Origin of the sequence: Streptomyces sp. NPDC093544, from assembly GCF_040683495.1 — a bacterium.
Classification (GTDB): Bacteria; Actinomycetota; Actinomycetes; order Streptomycetales; family Streptomycetaceae; genus Streptomyces.
In genome coordinates, this window is sequence record NZ_JBFBEA010000004.1 from 329,110 (window position 1) to 347,774 (window position 18,665).

Below are 18,665 nucleotides of genomic sequence, written 5' to 3' on the forward strand. Positions count from 1 at the left end.
GCGGCGTCAGCGTTCCCAGCGGTCGTCGCCGCCAGGCCCAACGATGACAGGGGAGATGCCGCGTCCGAGCAAGTGCCATGACTCGAACCGCGGGTCCGGGCCGATACGCAAGCCGGCGCCGTCGCCAAAATCGATACTCAGGCCACCGCAGTCCTGGACGTCAACAGCCGTGATCGACTGTCCGAAGAGACCGAGCACAGGGGCGAGGTGCACACCCGATCCAGGCTCCAGCTCGTGCCATTCACCGCTCGCATCTCGGAGCAGAAACGGTGTCTCCACGATCAACTCAGCATCCACTCCATGTCCTCCGCCCGCAGCGGGAGCGGACAGGTTCAACCGCACCTGGTGATCGAATGCGGTGCACTCCACGTGACTTCCGATCAGAGCTGTAGGCACTTTCATTCCGACTCCCGGCCGCCAGCGCGCAGCTCGGCCTGCCGTCGACTGGCGTACGCCTCCAGGTCGTTCTTGATGGCCATGACGTCCTCAACCTGTATCCGGATCGGTGCGCAGAACTGTGCGTCGCACGAGCGGGGGAAGGTGCCGTCAATCAGAGAGATACCGCTGAGGACCACGCCTCCGTCATTGTCGATCTCAGTGCAGAGCACCGGGTGGAAGGAGCAGTCCTCGTAGATGTCCCCCACTCGGATCCCGGCAGGGTTACGAGGGTCCGTCACGTCGTTCATGCGGCCCAACATGCCACGGGAGACCGCACAACGCTGCAGCGATTGCAGCGCCCGCCGTCTCAGTTTCCGTCCCGTTCAACCCTGTTCAGCCGAGACGCAAAGCCGTCCGAGCGCCCTCGGCCAGCCGCCCATGAACGCAGGTGGACCGGTCCGTTGTATCGGTCGAGGCATGGCACGGCTTGTATTAGGAGTAGAAGTTCTTCCAGTACTCCTCATGGGACGTAGAGAAGTCAGCTGGCCGATCCCGTCGCAGCACCTCGTAGCGTGCCGAGTAGGCATCGAGGGCTTCATGTAGCGAGCAGCCAAAGTGATCACGCAGCACCTTGATGCCGAAGATGATCCGCCCAGCGACGATCTCGCCGTCCGCGACATCTATGCCGTCTCGCTCAACGTCCATACAGCGATCAAAGCGGACCACGTGGCTAGCATCAACGCGAACCTTGCAGATTGGCCACATGCGAGACAGCCCAGGTCAGAGCGCTTCCTTCGACGGCGTGATCGGCTCGCCCGACTTACGTACTACAGGCAACACACTCCACGGGAAGTTGATCCACTCGTCGGTGCGCTTCCACACGTACTCGCACTTCACCAGCGAGTGGGGCTTCTCGTAGATCACGGCGCTGCGGACCTCGGCGACGGCGTCGACGCAGAAGTCATGCACCAGCTTGAGCGTCTTGCCGGTGTCGGCGACGTCGTCGGTGATCAGGACCTTCTTGGCGGAGAAGTCGATGGTGTTGGGGACGGGGGCGAGCATGACGGGCATTTCCAGGGTGGTTCCGACGCCCGTGTAGAACTCCACGTTCACGAGGTGGATGTTCTTGCAGTCGAGGGCGTAGGCGAGCCCGCCCGCGACGAAGACGCCCCCGCGGGCGATGGAGAGCACGATGTCGGGCTCGTACCCGTCGTCGGCGATCGTCTGGGCGAGCTCGCGGACGGCGGTGCCGAAGCGCTCGTAGGTGAGGTTCTCGCGCACGTCACTCGTGCTGTTGTCGCTCACACCTGGGTCCGATGGAAGTTGAGGAAGGACCGGGACGCGGTCGGCCCGCGCTGACCCTGGTAGCGGGAACCGTAGCGGTCGCTGCCGTACGGGAACTCGGCCGCCGAGCTGAGCTGGAACAAGCACAGCTGCCCGATCTTCATCCCCGGCCAGAGCTTGATGGGGAGCGTCGCGAGATTCGACAGCTCAAGGGTGACGTGCCCGGAGAACCCGGGGTCGATGAACCCGGCTGTGGAGTGCGTGACGAGCCCGAGCCGCCCGAGCGAACTCTTGCCCTCAAGCCGCGAAGCGAGATCATCCGGCAGTGAGATGACCTCGTACGTACTGGCGAGGACGAACTCCCCGGGATGCAGGATGAACGGCTCATCCCCCTCGGGCTCGACCAGCCGAGTCAGATCCGCCTGTTCGACGGACGGATCAATATGCGGATAGCGGTGATTCTCGAACACCCGGAAGTAGCGATCGAGCCGCACGTCGACGCTCGACGGCTGCACCATGGATTCGTCGTACGGATCGATCCGCACCCGTCCGGAATCGATCTCGGCCCGGATGTCCTTGTCTGAGAGAAGCACGCCCCGAGGATACGCGGGGACTGTCTGCAATTGCGCACAGTCCCCACGCCTCAGCTACGACCTACCGCTTCTACTCGCTCGCTTCTACTCGCTGCTGTGCCTGCTACTCCTGCTGACTACCGCTTCTCCAGCGTGACCGGTACGACGTTCCGGAGCCGCGCACAGCGTGGACACCGGATGAGCCGACCAGGGCCGAGCCGCTCGGCCTGCTGCATCGGGAACGAAGTGGTGCTGAACACGTGCCCCTCGGCACAACGGACGACGGTGCGTTCCATCAAGTCCTCAGAGTCCCTTCCCCAAGAGCCGCGTCTGACTGACGACGAAAGCCCACATTACGGGACGTAAGGGATGACCCTCCAGGCGGCACTCCGGTCACACACAGACCCTCTTCCGCGCCCCCACCGTACGCCCCAACTCCGGCCCCCCGCAGCCGCATCACCTCCCCCGAAACGCACCCTGGCCCCACGGCTTCGGTGCCGGGGGCCAGGCATGAGGTAGAGTGAGCGGGCATTCGACACCGGCCCGAACCGGCGTCTTAAGCGGGTGTAGTTTAGTGGTAGAACATCAGCTTCCCAAGCTGAGAGTGCGAGTTCGATTCTCGTCACCCGCTCCAGTATTGAAGCCCCAGGCCGGCGGCCTGGGGTTTGTTTGTTGTCTGACCAATTTGAGAGCGGCGTGCTCCCTGCGTGCCCTAAGGGAAGTCCCGCCCGCGCGACAAGAAGCAGCGCCCCGCCCACCGCGTCCGCTTCAACGAACAGGAACTCTCCATCATCCAGTCCGGCGCCGGGAACAGCCGGTCCGGTCGGCGCTGTTGCATCGACCGAGGCACTGGCGCCGCACGGGCGGGGGACACGGAGACCACAAGGTCGTCCGCCCGCCAGGGTCCGGGCCCCGGGATCGCGGTACGCCCGCCGCGCATTCGGACCGATACGTATTTCTGCAGGAGGACTGTTCTTATGACTGACCGGCCCTTGACGCTCATGGCAGTGCACGCCCACCCCGACGACGAGGCCACCGGAACCGGAGGGGTCCTCGCGCGGTACGCGGCGGAAGGCATCCGCACGGTTCTCGTGACGTGTACCGACGGCGGTTGCGGTGACGGACCGGGGGGTGTCAAACCGGGCGATCCCGGGCACGATCCGGCGGCGGTCGCCTTGATGCGCCGTCAAGAACTCGGGGCGAGCTGTGACGTCCTGAAGGTCAGCGATCTGGAGATGCTGGACTACGCCGACTCCGGGATGGCGGGCTGGCCCAGCAACGACGCCCCCGGATCCTTCTGGCAGACCCCCGTGCAGGAAGGCGCCGTCCGACTCGCGGACCTCATGCGGCACTACCGACCGGATGTGGTCGTCACCTACGACGAGAACGGCTTCTACGGCCACCCCGACCACATCCAGGCCCACCGCATCACGATGGCGGCGCTGGAGATGACCGCGCTGACACCGAAGGTGTACTGGACCACGATGCCCCGCTCGATGATGCAGCGGTTCGGCGAGGTCATGCGCGAGTTTCATCCGGACATGCCGGAGCCGGATCCTGCCGAGGCCGCCGCGATGGCCGAGATCGGCCTCCCCGATACTGAGATCACCACGTGGGTGGACACCACCGCGTTCAGCGGTCAGAAGTTCGACGCGCTGGCCGCGCACGCCAGTCAGGGCGAGAACATCTTCTTCCTCAAGATGGGCAAGGAGAGGTTCGGCGAATTGATGGGCGTGGAAACCTTCGTACGTGTCAAGGACGCCACCGGCGCGGCCGTATCCGAAAACGATCTCTTCGCCGGACTGCGCTGATCCGCCCGACCGGGGCTCGGGCTCGGGCTCGGGAAAGCTCATCGGCCGCACAGCGCGATCGAGCGCATCACACACCCGAAGGCTCCTCCACGCGAGTAGCGCTCCGACAGCCCGCGACCAGGCCCTCGTCGGCGGCGCCGACGCGTGCCCGCGCTGCCGACCCGACACCACGCTCGTCCCCGCAGGTCTCCCACCTGGCAACCGCGAGGCCGCATCGACGATGGCGGACTCCACGTACCATGCGTTCAGCCTGTCCGGCGTCGCGAACATCTGCCCCCGGGTCAGCGGCCTGGGGGTTGTTTGTTGGCTGGTCCAGGCTCTGACCGGGTTGCGTGAACCGGCAGATCTTGCTGATGGTGCGTACGGGCAGTGATCATCGGCGAGTTGAGGCCAATCCGTCCCCGACGTCGCACTGCCGTCGACGCCGGGGGCCTTGCCGCCCAGCCCGAACGAACACCGTGCTCCGTCAAGCACCGATCCGCAGAACGACACGTCCCTTGCCGTGCCGTGTCACGGCGAGGCGGTGCGCATCGGCTGCCTCGGACAGGGGGAGGACCGCTCCGACGTGTGGGAGGAGACGGCCGTGTGTGGCGAGTTCGGTTACCGCGTGCAGGTCCCCGGGTACCAGGCGCGCGAACACCGGGCGGGTGCTCGGATCAGTGATGTCGACGGTCGACGCATGGCGTGTGGCGTCGTGTCCGGCCGCGGCGGCGCGCGTGAGCATGCCTCGGCCGACAGTGTCGAACATTGCGTCGACCCCGCCGGGGACGATGGTGCGGACCCGCTCGGTGACCTGTTCGTCGCCGCCGACCGGCGTCGCGCCGAGGCGCCGCAGGAACTCGGCGTGATCAGCTGCGCCGGCACCCAGCACTGTTACCCCGCGAGCCACCGCGATCTGAACGGCCACAGACTTTGGCGCAGATCATTACCCTGGAGGTATGGATCGGGTCGAGGTTCGACAGCTCGAATACTTCATCGCCCTCGCCGAGGAGCTGCACTTCAGCCGCGCCGCTGAACGACTCGGCATCGCGCCCCCGCCGCTGTCCCGTGCCATCGCTCAGAGGGAACGACGCCTGGGTGTCAAACTGTTCGAGCGGACCAGTCGGCACGTCGAACTCACGCCGGCAGGCAAGGTCTTCCTGGTCGAGGCCCGCAAGGCATTGCAAGCGATCGATCGCGTTGTCCAGCGGACGCTCCATGCCGCCGGCGGCACCTTGCGCATCGCCGTCGCCCCGGGCATGGGCTCCGGGTTGCTGCGCGACACCCACCGCCGCTACCAGGCACACCACGGCCACGACACGATGCAGCTGATCTTCACCCACGATCAGGCCACAGCCGTACGAACCGGGCAGGCCGACGTCGCCCTGCTCTGCGCGACCGAGGACCTCCGCGACCTCGAGAGCAGCGACATCGCCCAGGAGTACCCGGTGGCCCTGCTGCCCGCCCACCATCCCCTCGCCGCGCGAAGCGACGTCTCCCTCGCCCGCCTGCGCAGCGATCCCGCCTACCTGCCCGAGTGCCCTGCGACCGGCCTGGACGAACTCATCGACCGCGTGGCACTCGGACGGCTCGTCGTTGTCGTCGGCCACAGCGTCACCGACCGCCTCGGCTCCGCTGTCATGGGAGTTCCGGTCACCGGCCTGCCGCCGACCGACCTCCTGCTCGCCTGGCCGGCAGAATCGCGCGACCGCCGGATCGCAGAGATCCTTGATCTCGCCCGCACCGTGACGCCGTCGGTATCCCGGCCGACCATGGTCAGGGCCGCAATCACCCCCGCCGCCGGCTGAGCGGCGTGCATGCGCGGAAAAGCGGCCAGAACCTTGAACCTGAAACAGCGGCCTTCCGGGCAACGTTCGCTTCCAGAGCTCGGCCGCTCGCCAGCCGCCAAGAGGGCCCTCCACGCCTCCGAGCCGACGGTGTGCGCGGATTGAACTCCTCAAAGCGGGTGTCGAAGGTTCGAATCCCGCGGTCAGCAGCGGAGCAGTCTCTGTCGCTCAAGGCCCGGCTGGAGCCACGTACCACCACGTCGCCGGGGAGGAGGCCCGGGTCAGATCACGCGGAAGAGGTCGGCGGCTGCGTGGACGTCGGTGAAGTCCTCGATGGAGCGCAGGTTGTCGCACAGGGCGTCCAGGACCGAGTCGGCTTCGGCGACGCGCGGGGCGCCGATGGCCACGCCGAAGACGCGGAAGCCCAGGCGGTGCTTGGCCTCGTTCCAGCCGCGCATCCATTTCTCGGTGACGCCGCAGTCGTCGTCGGTGAGCATCACGATGTCGCCGCGCATGCGGGCGGTGTCGGTGAACTCCTCCTCCAGCAGTTCACCGGCCGCTGACAGCGGTCGCTGGTAGCTGGTGCCGCCGCCGAGGAAGGTCTCCGCGAAGTCGAGCACCTGGGCGATATCGGCCGGCTGATCGGCCGGGAAACGGAAGACCTGGAGCTTGTCCGCGGCGGAGAACAGGATGCCGACGAATTCACGCCCCGCGTTGCGAGCCTGGTCCAGCAGCGCCAGGGCGCACGCCTTGGCCCACGCCTCCCGGGTGACTCCGCCGGGCCCTGCCTCGTACATGGAGTGCGAGGTGTCGACGCACGCGATGATGGCGCCCTGGCCGGTGCTCTGCTCTCCCTGGCTGTCGTAGAGCATCAGCTCCCCGGCGGCGTAGCGCGCGGCGAACACCGCGCGCAGTGCGGGCAGGCCGAGGTTGGCCAGTTCGGAGGGGATGACGCGGGAGAGGTCGTTGCCCAGGGTGACGCCGACCAGTTCTCCGGTGGCGTTCTCGACCTTGCGGGCGCGCTCGCCGTCGGCCATCTGCCGGAAACGGCCGATCAGTTCGGCCCACTCGGCGAGTCGGCCGGTGCGCAGCCGCTCGGCGAGCCGGGCCCGCTGGTCGAACGGCATCCGCTCCAGCTCGCCGGGACCAACTCCCCATGCCCGCATCAGCGCGCCCTCCTCCCGCGTGGCCTCGGCGGCCTTCGCCACCGCGTTCCGCGCGGCGGCACCGATGCCGGGGGCCGTCGCCGTGAGGGCCTGCGCGGCGGCCCGTGCGGCCTGCCGCGCAGTGGCCTCGGCGGCGCCGGCGGCCTCGATCGCCTGTTGTACGGCATCGTCGGCGGGAAAGGGCACGGTGCCGTCCTCGTCGGCCTCGTCGGCGGCCTCCTGGAGCGCCTCGCCCACGGCGTTCGCCGCACCTTCGACGGCCTGCCGGGCCTGCTTCGCCTGCTCGACCTGTTCCTGGGCATCCCGGGAGCACTCCAGTATCCGGCGCAGCGCGGCGGCCTGGGCGAGCACGGCCATGGCGGCGGCGTAAGGGTCGCCGGCCGTCTCCCGGTGCAGCTCGGCGAACTCCGGTGACTCCACCAGTGAGGTGACGACCTGGTGATTGACCAGTCGCGAGGGGTCCATCTCCTCGCGCTCACGCAACTGCGGTCTGACCTTGTAGGCGGCCAGGAACACGTCGGTCAGGACGTCGGTGGTGTGGTCGTAGCGCTGATTCAACTCCTCGGCCAGGTCCCGCAATCCGGCCGACTGCCCGTAGGTGTCCTGCCAGGTGAACCGGTCGAACCGGTCCGCGACCACGGCCGTGGTGTGCTGCTCGGATGCGGTGGCGGACAGGCCCAGCCACCTCCCGGCCCGGCTTGCCAGCTCGTCGAGTGTGCTCGGTGTCCTGCCCATGGTCCTGATACCCCAGGTGTTCAGAGCTGGGCCTGCACCATGCTCGCGTCCATGCCGAGGGCCTCGGTGAGAACGCGGGTGCGGACGGCGCGCTGGCGGCCGGTGACCCTGTCGATGGCGGCGGTGGAGCGGCCGGCGCCCGCCGCCTCCTCGCGGAGCTTCTCCAGCCGCTTCCCCGCCATGGCCAGCTGGTTGTGGGCCTTCTTGATGACCCACTCGCTCAGCGCTTCGCGGGACTGCCCTGCCATGGCGTCGAGTTGGGCCTCCAGCTCATCAATGGTGTCGGCCAGGTCGAGTGCCTCCTTGGCATCGGGGTTGACCAGGTGCAGCACCTCGCGCTCGACGGTCGGGCGTTCGGCGGGGGAGTCCCACAGCACGTGAGTCAGCACCGACAGGTCGGTCTCGGCGACCGCCGGGCGGCCGTCGAGGTACGCGGACGCCTGGAGCAGGCCCACCGCCTGCCGCCAGCGGCGGTCGGAGGCGACGAGTTCCTTGCGGCGCAGGGCGGCCCGCAGGGTGCACACCGATTCCACGATCACGTCGGGTACGTCCACGGCCGGGACGGCCTCGGTCACGGCGTGCTGCAACGCGGCCAGCTCGACCGTGGTCCGTGTCGGTGCCGCCGGGCGGCTGACGGCGGAGCGGACCAGCGCGGCGAAATTGGAGGGGTCTTCCAGGTACCCGACCTCGATCCGCACCAGCAGCCGGTCGTAGATCGCGGCCGTGTCGTCCCCGCTGGGCAGTTCGTTGCTCGCCGTGATGGCCCCGATCAGGGGGCAGCGGATCGGCTCGCCGCCGCTCTCGGGGTGGTAGATCCGCTCGTTGAGAAAGCCCAACGTCTCGTTCAGCGCTGCCGTGGAGCACTTGAAAATCTCGTCGATGAACGCGACATGCGCGGTCGTGGCACGACCTTCGTACACCTGGCGGTACTCGCCCTTGGCCAGCGCCGCGACGTCGATGGGGCCGAACATCCTCGTCGGCGCGGTGAACTTCGACAGGAGGATCTCCCAGTAGGACGCCCCCTCGAACCTGCCCGTGAGTTCGCGGGCCATCTCGGACTTCGCCGTTCCGGGCGGGCCGAGCACCAGCGAGTGCTGTCCGGCCAGCAGCGTCACCACCAGCGTCCGCACCACGTCAGCCCGCTCATAGAAGCGGTCCGACAACTCGTCGCTGATCGCCCGCAGCCTCATGGCCGTGTCCTGCACGCCCAGCGCGCCCATAGTCAACTCCTAGCCTGTGACGCCCTGTTGGGCTGACGAGACGGCCCTTCCTGCGAGGCTACGACGAGGTGCAAGGTACCTGAGGGTACGGGCGGCCACTCCGAGACTCGTCCGCCTCATGGCGTCGTGCGCATCGCGTGCCCTTCAGGCGGACAACGGCGCCGTTCGCGAGTGCCGACCGCGTAGTGGCGTGCGCGGGGTGCTCCCATCCCGTCCGCCATCGACCCAGGCAGAGCCGAGCAGTCGCGGCCCAGGGCAAGGTCGTTCGTACAGTGGCGCGCTCCACCTTGACGCCCTGAACCACGCCCGCTCCACGGTGTGTGGGTCAACGGCAGACGGGATGGGAGCTGAGGTGGATAGCGGGTTGAGGTGGGTGGGGTGAAGGCGGCAGTACTGGGGTTAGGTGGGTAAGGGGCGCAACTGCCTGCCATGATCAGGCTGTGATGGAGTCTTCGAGATTCTCAAGGTTGAGCAGAGTCCTCGACTGGGCAGGGCTGATTCCGTCCACTTTCCTGCTTGTGATCGGCATCAGGGACTACCGTGACGGCGGATCCGTGGGGTGGCCCATCTGCGGAGCAGTCCTGGTCTTGGTCAGCCTCTGGGTGATCTATCGCGGGATGGCTCGCCGGATCGACAACACCGCCGCAGACCGCGCGGACAGGACCACCGGATAGTTGGTTTCACGTGAAACGTCGTTCGGGCCCGGCGCAACCCCCTTATCTGTAGGGAGAGTTGGGTGCCCTTACGCAGGCACTAGTCCTGATCGCGAAAAACGTCAAGCAGGCCACTGATGTCTGACATCACCGGCTGAGAAGCCGTATCTCAACCGATCTTGGAACGTGTGGATCGAACGGAGTTCTGAACGGTGATCTTCCGGCGGTACGCGCATGAAGCCAGGGGCGAGTGCCCGTTTGCGATCGTTGCGAGGTGAGGTGAGGGGCTGTGAGTTCAAGTCGGGCTAGCCTGACGGGCCCTGCTCGCTCGATGGTGAGGAGAGTAAGTGCCCGCTCTGATCAACGCTGTTGATGTCCGCCCGCGCGTGTACTACAGGACCATCCAGATCGGCCCCATCCTCTTCGAACAAGCGCCGACGGAGGACGACATTGTTCAGATCCCCGGGGAAGGCTTGAGCCTTACCTCCAGCGACAACGATTTCTACCCTTTGGTGCGTTTGGAGGTGTGGGACGGGCCCGCTCCTCAGCCATCAGGCTCTTGGGAGTATGAACGGTTTTTCCATTCTCCGATGGCAGATCACCTCGCGGTGGTCGACTTGGGTGGCGTCTGTTACGGCGAAATCCCGCTGCGGCCTGGGCGCTATCACCTGCGTTTGCTCTGCCGAGGGCGAGATCATGTTGAGGCTTTGCTGGCTCTCGATCCCTTCCCTCCTGAAGGGCCGCACGAGGATCCCCTTGAGGTGTGGGTTGTTCAGATTTGGCCTAGTGCTGACTGAGGAGCCGCATCTCAACTGACCTTGGAACGTGTGGATCGAACGGAGTTCCTGGTCGGGTGGTCTTCCGGCGGTACGCGCATGAAGGCAGGGCCTCCTGGTAGCTCGGGGGTGCGATCCCATTCCGAGCGGTTCCCGGAGGCCCTGTTGTCGTTGTTGTACGCGCCCGAGCCCGTTAATTTCAACTCGCCTGCCGTGTCGTGCGATTGCCTCGCGCACGTGTACGGCAACGCGGCCGATCATCCGGATCGGGTGCGCCGGTATCCGTCGGACATGACGGACGCGGAGTGGGCGGCCACCCGGCCGTTGTTGCCAGTGCCGGCCTGGCTTCAGGGGCGGGGCGGACGGCCCGAGGGCTACTGTCATCGGCAGCTGATTGACGCGGTCCGTTACCTGGTCGCGGGCGGTATCTCGTGGCGGGCGATGCCCGCGGACTTCCCTGGCTGGGGCCGGGTTTACGCCTTTTCCCGCCGGTGGCGCGAGCACGGGCTGGTCGCCGAGTTCCACGACCGGCTGCGCGGGAAGGGCCGTGAGCGCGAGGGCCGCGAGGCCGAGCCCACGGCGGGGATCATCGACGCGCAGTCGGTGCGGGCCGCCGCGACGGTGCCAGCCGCCTCACGCGGCTACGACGGCGGGAAGAAGGTGCCGGGCCGCAAGCGGCACATCGTGACCGACTGCCTCGGTCTGCTCCTGGTGGTCGCAGTCACCGCCGCGAACATCGGCAACCGGGACGCCGCGGCGGGCCTGCTGACCCGGCTGCGCCGCCTGCACCGCGACATCACCGTCGTCTGGGCCGACGGCGGCTACACCGGCTCCCTCGTCGGCTGGTGCCGGGACAAACTCGCCCTGACGTTGGAGATCGTCAAGCGCACCGACGACATGCAGGGATTCGTAGTGCTGCCGAGGCGGTGGGTGGCAGAGCGCACGTTCCCGTGGCTGATGAACTCCCGCCGCCCGGCCCGGGACTACGAGACCCTGCCCGCCACCAGTGAGGCAATGATCCGGTGGTCGATGGTCACGCGGATGAGCCGACGTCTGGCACGGCCACGGGCCTCCGGCCGGCACTGAATGCCCCCGACGCCTCCAGGAGGAGCCACCCGCGCTCCGCGATTCACCTGGTCAGGGGGCGTTCACGTGCGGTGGGTGTGGGATTTGAACCCACGGTGACATCGCTGCCACGACGGTTTTCAAGGTCGCTCGGGGGTGGACTCGCCCATTGAGACTCCGCCGACCCAGGTGTCTAGCGGCGTCCTCGTCCTGAACTAGTCGTTGATTCCGCACAGGTAAGGGCTTGGGCCGACCCTCTGGCTTCACGTGAAACGCCACCTCACGTCCAACTTTCGTGTAGGCAAGCGGACTTGGGCATCTCTTTTCGTCGGTGTCATTTCACATCGTGGGCGCGGCTCGGCAAGAGAAAGGACGCGCCCGTTCACTTTGGCGAGAGACGGGCGATTGGGTGATGTCAGGGCGTTCGGCTGAGTGACAGGCCGAAGGGCCCTTCACTCAGGCTGCGGCTTCGCCGGGGTCCTCGTCGCCTGGGCTCAGGTAGAACCACCGGCGAACCAAGGTGTAACCGGGAGGGAGGTCGTTGCCCGTCAGTTCCTTGTACCTCGCCTTGGCCGCCTCGCTGGCCTGCTGACCGAGGGGGAGCCTCCGCAGGAAGGGGTCGCGGTCAGGGTCAAGGAAGGACCGACGAGGCTCGTCCGTGGCTTCACGGCCGGAGACCGGTTCGGAATCCCCGAGGTCCTCGGCGTCGCACCTCTCGCCGTCCTGCCTCGTGGCGAGATGGGCAACCACGGTCAGGCCCACGGCCAGAGTCACAGCGCCGACGATGCGGATCTTCGGCTTGTGTCTCTCGTACCAGTTCTTCGTCTTCTCGACGAAGAAGGCGGGCTCGCCGTCCTCGGGCGTGAAGTCATTCACGCACACACATCTACCGGACCCATCCCTCATCTGTCAGACAATCACCCGACATCGCCCGATCAAGTTCAGTAGCTTGCCGCCATGACCGATGACATTGTTCTGCACCTGGGCCGTCCGATGTCAGCCGACGCTGACCGACAACGACAGAAGCCCACGGCATCTGAGCTGGTCAGTGCCGTGGGCTTCGTCAGGCCCGCTGGTCAGCGGAACCGGTGATCAGTAGACCGGCAGGTTAAGTTGTCCGGACAGACGGCCATGCCCATGCCAGGTACGTGCCAGAACGTGCGGGAAACCATTGGGAATGGCGAGGGCCAAGGCCGACGGTCAGGCAGGCCCCCGCGTCACTTCGCCGCAGGTCAGCACAGCAACCGCCGCCAAGAAGCCCAAGCTGAGGTCTCGGTGAGCCCCTGCCTGTCGAACAGCGGTCTCTGGCAACCAGATCCAATCGGCGGCATCGACCTGTCGTGCGGCAGGATGTCTCCTCATGAGCGATACCCCTGCCCCCTCAGGTGGTGGCTCCGCCACCGACTTCATCGAGCGAGGCCAGCAGGCTGCCGCCAAGGGAGATTGGAAGACGGCTGTCACAGCCTGGATCACTGGTTCCAATGCCGGAAGTCTGGAATCGGCGAACCTGGTGCTCACGGCGGCCCCGCCTTTGAAGGCTCAGGCGGATGAAGGGGACGTTGACGCACAGGCCCTCCTGGCCGGTGTGATGCTCGACTTCTTCCACGAGTCCGCTCTGCCTACGGCGTTGACCTATGCAACTGCCGCGGCACGGGCCGGGCATCCGGCAGCCCAGCGCACACTGGGCGTCATGTACCGCACCGGCCGCGGAGTTGAGACGGACGTGCGCCAGGCCGAGGCCCTCTTCACAGCGGCCGCCAAGGCCGGCGACGCATACGCCGCTTTCAACCTGGCGGGCATGCACATCACGGGCGATACCCAGGTGCGAGACCACAACCAGTGTCTGCGTCTCCTGCGCCAAGCCGTCAGCGGGGGCGTGACCGAGGCCGCCGCCGTGCTCGGCGACCTACTCGCCGCCGTCGACAAGGACGCCGAGGCCCTGAACTGGTACCTGCATGCCGCCCAGCGGGGCCACGCGGGCTCCATGTTCGCCGCCGGGTGCTCGTACCGCGACGGCCTGGGAACAGCGCCGGACCCGGTCCAGGCCGTGCGGTGGTTCCTGGCGATACTCGACAAGGGCAATGGAGACGGGATCCATGAGGCGATCCGGCTCGCGAAGCAGGGCATGAGCGAGGAGCAGATCCGCACGGCTGGTCAACTGGCCGGCCGGCCTTCCGAAGCCGAAATGCTCATCAGCATGGCCCGCCAGCACGGCGGGTGATCGGCAACCAAGGCCGCGGCCCGTCTCAATTTCCGTCTCATTCAGCTACGTTCACGGTCGTTCAGGCGAGACCCAATTCGGCTCCGCCAGAACTAGTCAGCCGCCTATGAACGCAGGTGAACGGCCCCCTACAAGAGCCGCCATCCCACCATAGTTGGAGAGCGTGTACCTGGTGCTGACGCCGGCGTGCAAGGCACGTCGGTACCCAGTCCCCCTGTCAGACTGGCGCCGTACGGTCCGCTCCATGGCCGAGAGACCTACAACGTACTGGCGCGAGGGCATAGCCAAGGAAGCCGAAGAGCTTGCCGCCGGCACCCTGGACCCTGAGTGCGCGTGCATGGCGGGACTCTTCCCCAAAGAGCTGCTCACGTCGACGGATGCCGTCCTCGGCACCTTCGAGAGGGAGCTTGCCGGCCTGGGTGAGGCAGACGACGCGCAGATCTTCGGCGTCGTGGAACGCGTCGTCCCAGCCCTGAACGCCGTGAACGCAGCCCACAACGAAAGCACCTACGAAACCGACGAGCGCGAGCAACTGTGCGACTTCATCGACCAGTCGCTCACCGATCACGGCATCGACATCGTCGCATTGGCCGCCTGGCATGGACTCGGCCGGTACCAGATCACGGACAAGTGGCGGAAGTGGTAGGGCCGCTCGCTCAGGTCAGCGCTCGAACGGGACTCAAATGCCCGCAGCTTCCCAAGCTGAGAGTGCGAGTTCGATTCTCGTCACCCGCGCCATGACAAAGGCCCAGGTCATCAGCCCGGGCCTTTTTGCTGTCTCCGTGGATCACTCGTCGCGTGCCAGATTCGTGCCAGATTCGTGCCAGAGGGTTGATCGTCTGGATCATCGGTGTCGTCATCTGGCACGGTCGCAGCTTCCTGGCGTGCCATCCAGACAGTGGCGTCGGGACCGGCAGCAACTTCGTGCTGTCGGTCATCGTCGGAGTGTTAGCGGATCAACGCTGCCTTCGGTACGAGCCTTGCGCATTTCCGGCCGAAGGTGCCGCGGCGGAAGGCCGCGCTCTTCTCGCCGAGGAAGACGAGTCCGTCGGCTCCCTTGCCCGCGTAGAGAACCGCGGGAGTCGCAACTGCGGTCGGGTCCTGCGCCGCCCGCACGTGACGTCGTATGTGTGCCTGCGGGCCTCCCGCCCCAGCTCACGATGGTCCCTGCGGGCTTCCACCAGTAGCGAGATCGCCATGGCGACACCCGCACCCAACAGCATGGCCAGAAAGGTCGCCCACTCCGTCATTGACCGACGACCGCGGTGATGTGCCCTTTCCTCCTTTCCGCGCGGAGCACTGCACGAGCCGCCCCGAGGATCTCCTCGTCCATCTCCAGCCCGGAGGCCAGCACCTGGAGCAGCCGGGTCCGCCACACATCGGGGTCCGTCTCGTATGCGTACAGAACCCGTACGCCGTATCCGCCCCGCACGCCGTCGCCGCCACCGGACAACCGTCGGCGGACCGCCTCCCTCAGTTCGGCGTGGAGGTCGTGGACGAGTCCTCGTGAGGTGTCGGTGAGCCCGGCCGCCGCCCCCGTGGCCAATGCGGTGGCCACCAACTCCACTTCGGTCACGAGGACCCCCTTCGGTTGTGCGGGTTGTGCGATGTCGTGTCCATCAATGTGGCCGGGGGTGCTGCAATTCTGATGAAATTCCGATGACTTAGGGGAGCGGAGGCTTCGGCGTGGACGAGGGATCTCCTCAGCTGCTGCGGTTCGAAGTGCTCGGACCGTTACGGGCATGGCGGGGCGGGGCGCCGCTGAAGCTGGGGCCGATCAAGCGGCAGGCCGTGCTGGCCGCTCTGCTGCTGCGCCAAGGGTCCGTGGTGAGTCATGAGCGACTGCTCGACACGGTGTGGGGTGAGGAGCCTCCCGCAGGTGGCCGCAAGGTGCTGCCCACACACATCAACTCGCTGCGCAGGGTGCTCGATCCGGAAGGCACCCCGTTTGCGGAGTCGGTGATCCGCAGCGGCAAGGGCTGGTACCGCTTCGCCGTTGAGGAGGTCAGGCTGGATACGGCGGATCTGGACGAACGGGGCGACGAGGCGCTGCGTACCGTCGCGTCGGGCGACCTGGCCACCGCCACAGACCAACTCTCCGCAGCCATCGGGCTGTTCCGGGGCGAGCCCCTGGCCGGGCTGCCGGGACCATTCGCGCAGGAGGAGCGGCAGCGGCTGGAGGAACGCAGACGGACGTTTCGGCTGGAGCGGCTCAAGTGCCTGGTCCTGCTGGGCCGGTTCGGAGATGCCCTCGACGACCTGAGCGGACTGTCGGCGTCTTCGTCGGCTGACCGCTACGACGAGTCGCTGACGGCCTTGCGCATGCGGGCCCTCTACGGCAGCGGACGTCAGGCGGAAGCGCTCACGACCTACGAGGGCCTGCGCGAACGGCTGCGTGACGAGCTCGGAACCGATCCCGGTGAGGAACTGCGCCGGGTGCACGAAGCGGTACTGCAGCAGGACGACGTGTTCCTCCTGCGTCCGCCCCCGTCTGCGCTCTCCACGCCGCGTGCAATCGCCGTGCCCGCCGAACTCCCGCACGACACCCGGGGTTTCGCCGGCCGTACCGGTGAACTCGACCGGCTCCACTCGCTGCTTGTGCCCGCGCGGGCACAAGGGACGGCGAACACCGTGGTCATCTCCGCTATCGGCGGCGCCGCCGGCATCGGCAAGACCGCGCTGGCCGTGCACTGGGCACACCAGGTCCGCGACCGCTTCCCGGACGGCCAGCTCTACGTCAACCTGCACGGCTTCGACCACGACCGGCAGCCCCTCGAACCCGGCGAGGCTCTTGAACTGCTGCTGCGCAGCCTGGGGCTCGCGGCGTCGGAGATTCCCCCGCACCACGAGGCCCAGGGCCGAGTGTTCCGGACCCTGCTGACCGACCGGCGCATGCTCGTCCTGCTGGACAACGCGGCCTCGGCCGAGCAGGTACGTCCACTGCTGCCGTCCGGCCCGACCTGCTGCGTCCTCGTCACCAGCCGCAACCGGCTCGGCGACCTCGTCGCCCACGACGGCGCCCACGCCCTGGCCCTGGACCTCCTCAAGCCGGACGAGGCCCGCGCACTGCTGAGCCGGACCCTCGGCACAGACCGGGTCGACGACGACAAACACGCGGTCGACGAACTGATCCGGCTCTGCGGCAGCCTCCCCCTGGCCCTGCGCGTGGCCGCCGCCAGACTCGCGGGCGACCCGGCCCTGCGGACGGCCGACCTCGTCGCCGAGATGACCGAGGGCAACAAGCTGGAGGCACTGGAGCCGGAAGGTAACGCCAACTCCCCTTTGCGTACGGCCTTTTCGGTGTCGTACCGGGTCCTGGCACCCGGCGCACGCCGGCTGTTCCGCCTGCTCGGCCTCTTCCCGGGAGCGGAGTTCACCACCGAGGCCGCAGCGGCGCTCCTGGACGCGCCCCTGCCGCAGGCCCGGCGTCTGATCGGTGCGCTGACCTCGGCCCACCTGATCGAACCCGCGACGGTGGGGCGTTACCGGTTCCACGATCTCCTCCGCGAGTACGCACAGGAGTGTGCGCTGGTGGAGGAGACAGCCTCGGACCGTGAAGCCGCCCTCGAACGCCTCCTGATCTGGTACCTGAACGCCACCCGAACCATGGCGGGGGCCGGACTCTTTCCGGAGCTGCCCAGCAGCCTCCATCCCGGCAGGCATCCGGGCATGCCGTCGGCCACCGCGCCCGGACCATGGCTGGATGCGGAACGGGCGAATCTGCTCGCCGTCATCAACCATGCCGCCCACCACGGCCCCCGTCCCGTCGCCTGGCACCTGACCTCCGCACTGTTCAGCGACTTCTGGATCCATCTGCCACGGAAGACCTGGCAGACCACCGCGCAGACAGCGCTGGACGCGGCCGAGGCCGAGAGTGATCTGTTCGGCCAGGCAGCGATGCACTCCAGCCTCGCCGCGGCACGGTGGGACCGGGGGCATGTCCGACACACGATGGAACACGCCACACGCGCACTGGACATCAGCCGGGAGCTCGGTTGGGCGACGGGCGAGGCGTCGGGTCTCGGCCTCAGAGGCATGGCGTATTGGAGCATGGCGCGCCTCGACAGTGCGCACGACGATTTCACCGTCGGCCTGCGCATCTTCCGCGAGACCGGGAATCGCTACTTCGAAGGATTCGGGATGATCGGCCTCGGGATGGCCTGCCGGGATCTGGGCCGGCTGCACGAGGCCGCGCACCACCTCGAACGCGCCGTCGGCCTCGCGGCAGAGGTCAGCTGGTGGGACGCCTACTCGGCCCTGCAGATCCTGGGCGGGGTGTACTGGGAACTCGGCCGTCTCACCGACGGACTCGACCTCCTCGGCCCGGAGGTGGCCTCCGACAAGAGGGCCGGTTACCGCAACGGCCACGCGATGATGTTCAACGCCATCGCGAAGATCAATGTCGAACTCGGCCGCCACGGCGAAGGACTGAAGCAGGCCGAGCGAGCCTTCGCCCTGGTCCAGGACACAAAACGACACTGGGTTCAGTCCAGCATCCTCAACACGATCGCCGCCGCCCGCCGACGACTGGGCCAGCTGGACCGGGCTCTTCAGTCCGGCGAACAGGCTCTCGCCCTGGCCCGCGAGGCGCGATTCAGACGGGCCGAGGCGGACAGCCTTCTGTGCCTCTCCCTCACCTACAAGGAAGCGGGCCGGTACGACGAGGCCCGCGCCCACGCCGAACAGGCGCTGGCCCTGGCCCGCGCCCACTCCTTCCGCGTGGTGGAGGGCCAGGCCCTGACAGCCCTGTGCGAGACGGCGGAGGCCGAAGAAGCACACGGCACAGCCGTCGAGCTCGGCCAGGAGGCCCTCGCCGTACACCGCGAGACCGGCCATCGACTCGGCGAGGCCCGCACCCTCATGGCACTCGCCCGCGCCCACCGGAAGACCGACGTCGTCGCCGCCGCCGCCGCCGAACTGATGATGCGACAGGCGTGGGCCATCTACTCGGACATCGGCGTGCCCGAGACGGAGTACGAGGATCTCGACCGGTGACGTCTCCTCGGCTGGGCCCGTCA

18 protein-coding genes and 1 tRNA gene are annotated in these 18,665 nt (G+C 67.4%); 8 read left to right on the plus strand and 11 right to left on the minus strand.

Annotation, left to right across the window (positions count from 1 at the left end; all coding sequences use genetic code 11):
- Nucleotides 1-6 precede the first annotated feature (6 nt).
- The 5 genes from AB0N66_RS07725 to dcd form a co-directional block, all read right to left on the minus strand.
- Complete coding sequence (locus AB0N66_RS07725) at nt 7-402, minus strand: DUF6188 family protein (protein ID WP_365430050.1); 396 nt, start codon at nt 400-402, stop codon at nt 7-9.
- Nucleotides 399-686, minus strand: a complete 288-nt coding sequence (locus AB0N66_RS07730; RefSeq protein WP_365430052.1) for a hypothetical protein — start codon at nt 684-686, stop codon at nt 399-401. Before AB0N66_RS07730 ends, AB0N66_RS07725 begins: the two co-directional genes overlap by 4 nt.
- A 184-nt stretch (nt 687-870) precedes the next feature.
- Nucleotides 871-1,083: a hypothetical protein gene (locus tag AB0N66_RS07735; protein ID WP_365430053.1), complete on the minus strand. Its 213-nt coding sequence runs from the start codon at nt 1,081-1,083 to the stop codon at nt 871-873.
- 75 nt (nt 1,084-1,158) lie between these two features.
- Nucleotides 1,159-1,683, minus strand: coding sequence for a phosphoribosyltransferase (locus tag AB0N66_RS07740; RefSeq protein WP_365430055.1), 525 nt, complete (start codon nt 1,681-1,683; stop codon nt 1,159-1,161).
- On the minus strand, nt 1,680-2,255 hold the full coding sequence (gene dcd, locus AB0N66_RS07745; RefSeq protein ID WP_365430057.1) for a dCTP deaminase: 576 nt from the start codon (nt 2,253-2,255) through the stop codon (nt 1,680-1,682). The genes AB0N66_RS07740 and dcd overlap by 4 nt, the downstream gene beginning before the upstream one ends.
- A gap of 539 nt (nt 2,256-2,794) precedes the next feature.
- Here dcd and AB0N66_RS07750 point away from each other — a divergent pair.
- Together AB0N66_RS07750 and AB0N66_RS07755 are read left to right on the plus strand one after the other, a co-directional pair.
- Nucleotides 2,795-2,868 (plus strand) — tRNA-Gly (locus AB0N66_RS07750).
- 343 nt (nt 2,869-3,211) lie between these two features.
- Nucleotides 3,212-4,045, plus strand: coding sequence for a PIG-L family deacetylase (locus tag AB0N66_RS07755; protein WP_365430059.1), 834 nt, complete (start codon nt 3,212-3,214; stop codon nt 4,043-4,045).
- A 466-nt stretch (nt 4,046-4,511) separates the two neighbouring features.
- On the opposite strand, the gene AB0N66_RS07760 is transcribed toward AB0N66_RS07755, so the two are convergent.
- Nucleotides 4,512-4,952, minus strand: coding sequence for a zinc-binding dehydrogenase (locus tag AB0N66_RS07760; RefSeq protein WP_365430061.1), 441 nt, complete (start codon nt 4,950-4,952; stop codon nt 4,512-4,514).
- Nucleotides 4,953-4,983: 31 nt separating this feature from the next.
- Between AB0N66_RS07760 and AB0N66_RS07765 the strand changes: the two genes are divergently transcribed.
- A complete protein-coding gene (locus AB0N66_RS07765; RefSeq protein WP_365430063.1) occupies nt 4,984-5,832 on the plus strand; it encodes a LysR family transcriptional regulator in 849 nt (282 codons plus the stop codon).
- Between the two features lie 260 nt (nt 5,833-6,092).
- Here AB0N66_RS07765 and AB0N66_RS07770 read toward each other — a convergent pair whose 3' ends face one another.
- Entirely contained in the window at nt 6,093-7,712 is a 1,620-nt protein-coding gene (locus AB0N66_RS07770) for a VWA domain-containing protein (protein WP_365430065.1), read from the minus strand.
- A gap of 20 nt (nt 7,713-7,732) precedes the next feature.
- Nucleotides 7,733-8,932 (minus strand): AAA family ATPase, encoded by a 1,200-nt coding sequence (locus tag AB0N66_RS07775; protein ID WP_365430067.1) that lies wholly within the window; start codon nt 8,930-8,932, stop codon nt 7,733-7,735.
- Nucleotides 8,933-9,932: 1,000 nt separating this feature from the next.
- Here AB0N66_RS07775 and AB0N66_RS07780 point away from each other — a divergent pair.
- Nucleotides 9,933-10,382: a hypothetical protein gene (locus AB0N66_RS07780; protein WP_365430069.1), complete on the plus strand. Its 450-nt coding sequence runs from the start codon at nt 9,933-9,935 to the stop codon at nt 10,380-10,382.
- A 108-nt stretch (nt 10,383-10,490) separates the two neighbouring features.
- Nucleotides 10,491-11,447: an IS5 family transposase gene (locus tag AB0N66_RS07785; RefSeq protein WP_365430071.1), complete on the plus strand. Its 957-nt coding sequence runs from the start codon at nt 10,491-10,493 to the stop codon at nt 11,445-11,447.
- A 435-nt stretch (nt 11,448-11,882) separates the two neighbouring features.
- Here the strand turns inward: AB0N66_RS07785 and AB0N66_RS07790 are convergent, their stop codons facing one another.
- Nucleotides 11,883-12,302 carry a hypothetical protein gene (locus tag AB0N66_RS07790; protein ID WP_365430073.1) on the minus strand — a complete coding sequence of 140 codons (420 nt, stop codon included), beginning with the start codon at nt 12,300-12,302 and terminating at the stop codon, nt 11,883-11,885.
- Between the two features lie 484 nt (nt 12,303-12,786).
- Between AB0N66_RS07790 and AB0N66_RS07795 the strand changes: the two genes are divergently transcribed.
- Together AB0N66_RS07795 and AB0N66_RS07800 are read left to right on the plus strand one after the other, a co-directional pair.
- Nucleotides 12,787-13,647, plus strand: a complete 861-nt coding sequence (locus AB0N66_RS07795; RefSeq protein ID WP_365430075.1) for a tetratricopeptide repeat protein — start codon at nt 12,787-12,789, stop codon at nt 13,645-13,647.
- A 244-nt stretch (nt 13,648-13,891) separates the two neighbouring features.
- Nucleotides 13,892-14,293 carry a hypothetical protein gene (locus tag AB0N66_RS07800; protein WP_365430077.1) on the plus strand — a complete coding sequence of 134 codons (402 nt, stop codon included), beginning with the start codon at nt 13,892-13,894 and terminating at the stop codon, nt 14,291-14,293.
- A gap of 302 nt (nt 14,294-14,595) precedes the next feature.
- Here AB0N66_RS07800 and AB0N66_RS07805 read toward each other — a convergent pair whose 3' ends face one another.
- The gene (locus AB0N66_RS07805) at nt 14,596-14,763 is read right to left on the minus strand and encodes a hypothetical protein (protein ID WP_365430079.1); all 168 of its coding nucleotides are present in this window, start codon (nt 14,761-14,763) and stop codon (nt 14,596-14,598) included.
- A 130-nt stretch (nt 14,764-14,893) separates the two neighbouring features.
- Nucleotides 14,894-15,223: a hypothetical protein gene (locus tag AB0N66_RS07810; RefSeq protein ID WP_365430081.1), complete on the minus strand. Its 330-nt coding sequence runs from the start codon at nt 15,221-15,223 to the stop codon at nt 14,894-14,896.
- Between the two features lie 110 nt (nt 15,224-15,333).
- Between AB0N66_RS07810 and AB0N66_RS07815 the strand changes: the two genes are divergently transcribed.
- Nucleotides 15,334-18,642: a BTAD domain-containing putative transcriptional regulator gene (locus AB0N66_RS07815; protein WP_365430083.1), complete on the plus strand. Its 3,309-nt coding sequence runs from the start codon at nt 15,334-15,336 to the stop codon at nt 18,640-18,642.
- Nucleotides 18,643-18,665 lie beyond the last annotated feature (23 nt).

What these genes read in the sequence shown, in the direction of transcription:
- AB0N66_RS07775 (WP_365430067.1), bottom strand. Translation starts at nt 8,932, where the DNA reads ATGGGCGCGCTGGGCGTGCAGGACACGGCCATGAGGCTGCGGGCGATC.
- AB0N66_RS07770 (WP_365430065.1), bottom strand. Translation starts at nt 7,712, where the DNA reads ATGGGCAGGACACCGAGCACACTCGACGAGCTGGCAAGCCGGGCCGGG.
- AB0N66_RS07795 (WP_365430075.1), top strand. Translation starts at nt 12,787, where the DNA reads ATGAGCGATACCCCTGCCCCCTCAGGTGGTGGCTCCGCCACCGACTTC.
- AB0N66_RS07800 (WP_365430077.1), top strand. Translation starts at nt 13,892, where the DNA reads ATGGCCGAGAGACCTACAACGTACTGGCGCGAGGGCATAGCCAAGGAA.
- AB0N66_RS07725 (WP_365430050.1), bottom strand. Translation starts at nt 402, where the DNA reads ATGAAAGTGCCTACAGCTCTGATCGGAAGTCACGTGGAGTGCACCGCA.
- AB0N66_RS07730 (WP_365430052.1), bottom strand. Translation starts at nt 686, where the DNA reads ATGAACGACGTGACGGACCCTCGTAACCCTGCCGGGATCCGAGTGGGG.
- AB0N66_RS07755 (WP_365430059.1), top strand. Translation starts at nt 3,212, where the DNA reads ATGACTGACCGGCCCTTGACGCTCATGGCAGTGCACGCCCACCCCGAC.
- AB0N66_RS07765 (WP_365430063.1), top strand. Translation starts at nt 4,984, where the DNA reads ATGGATCGGGTCGAGGTTCGACAGCTCGAATACTTCATCGCCCTCGCC.
- AB0N66_RS07735 (WP_365430053.1), bottom strand. Translation starts at nt 1,083, where the DNA reads ATGGACGTTGAGCGAGACGGCATAGATGTCGCGGACGGCGAGATCGTC.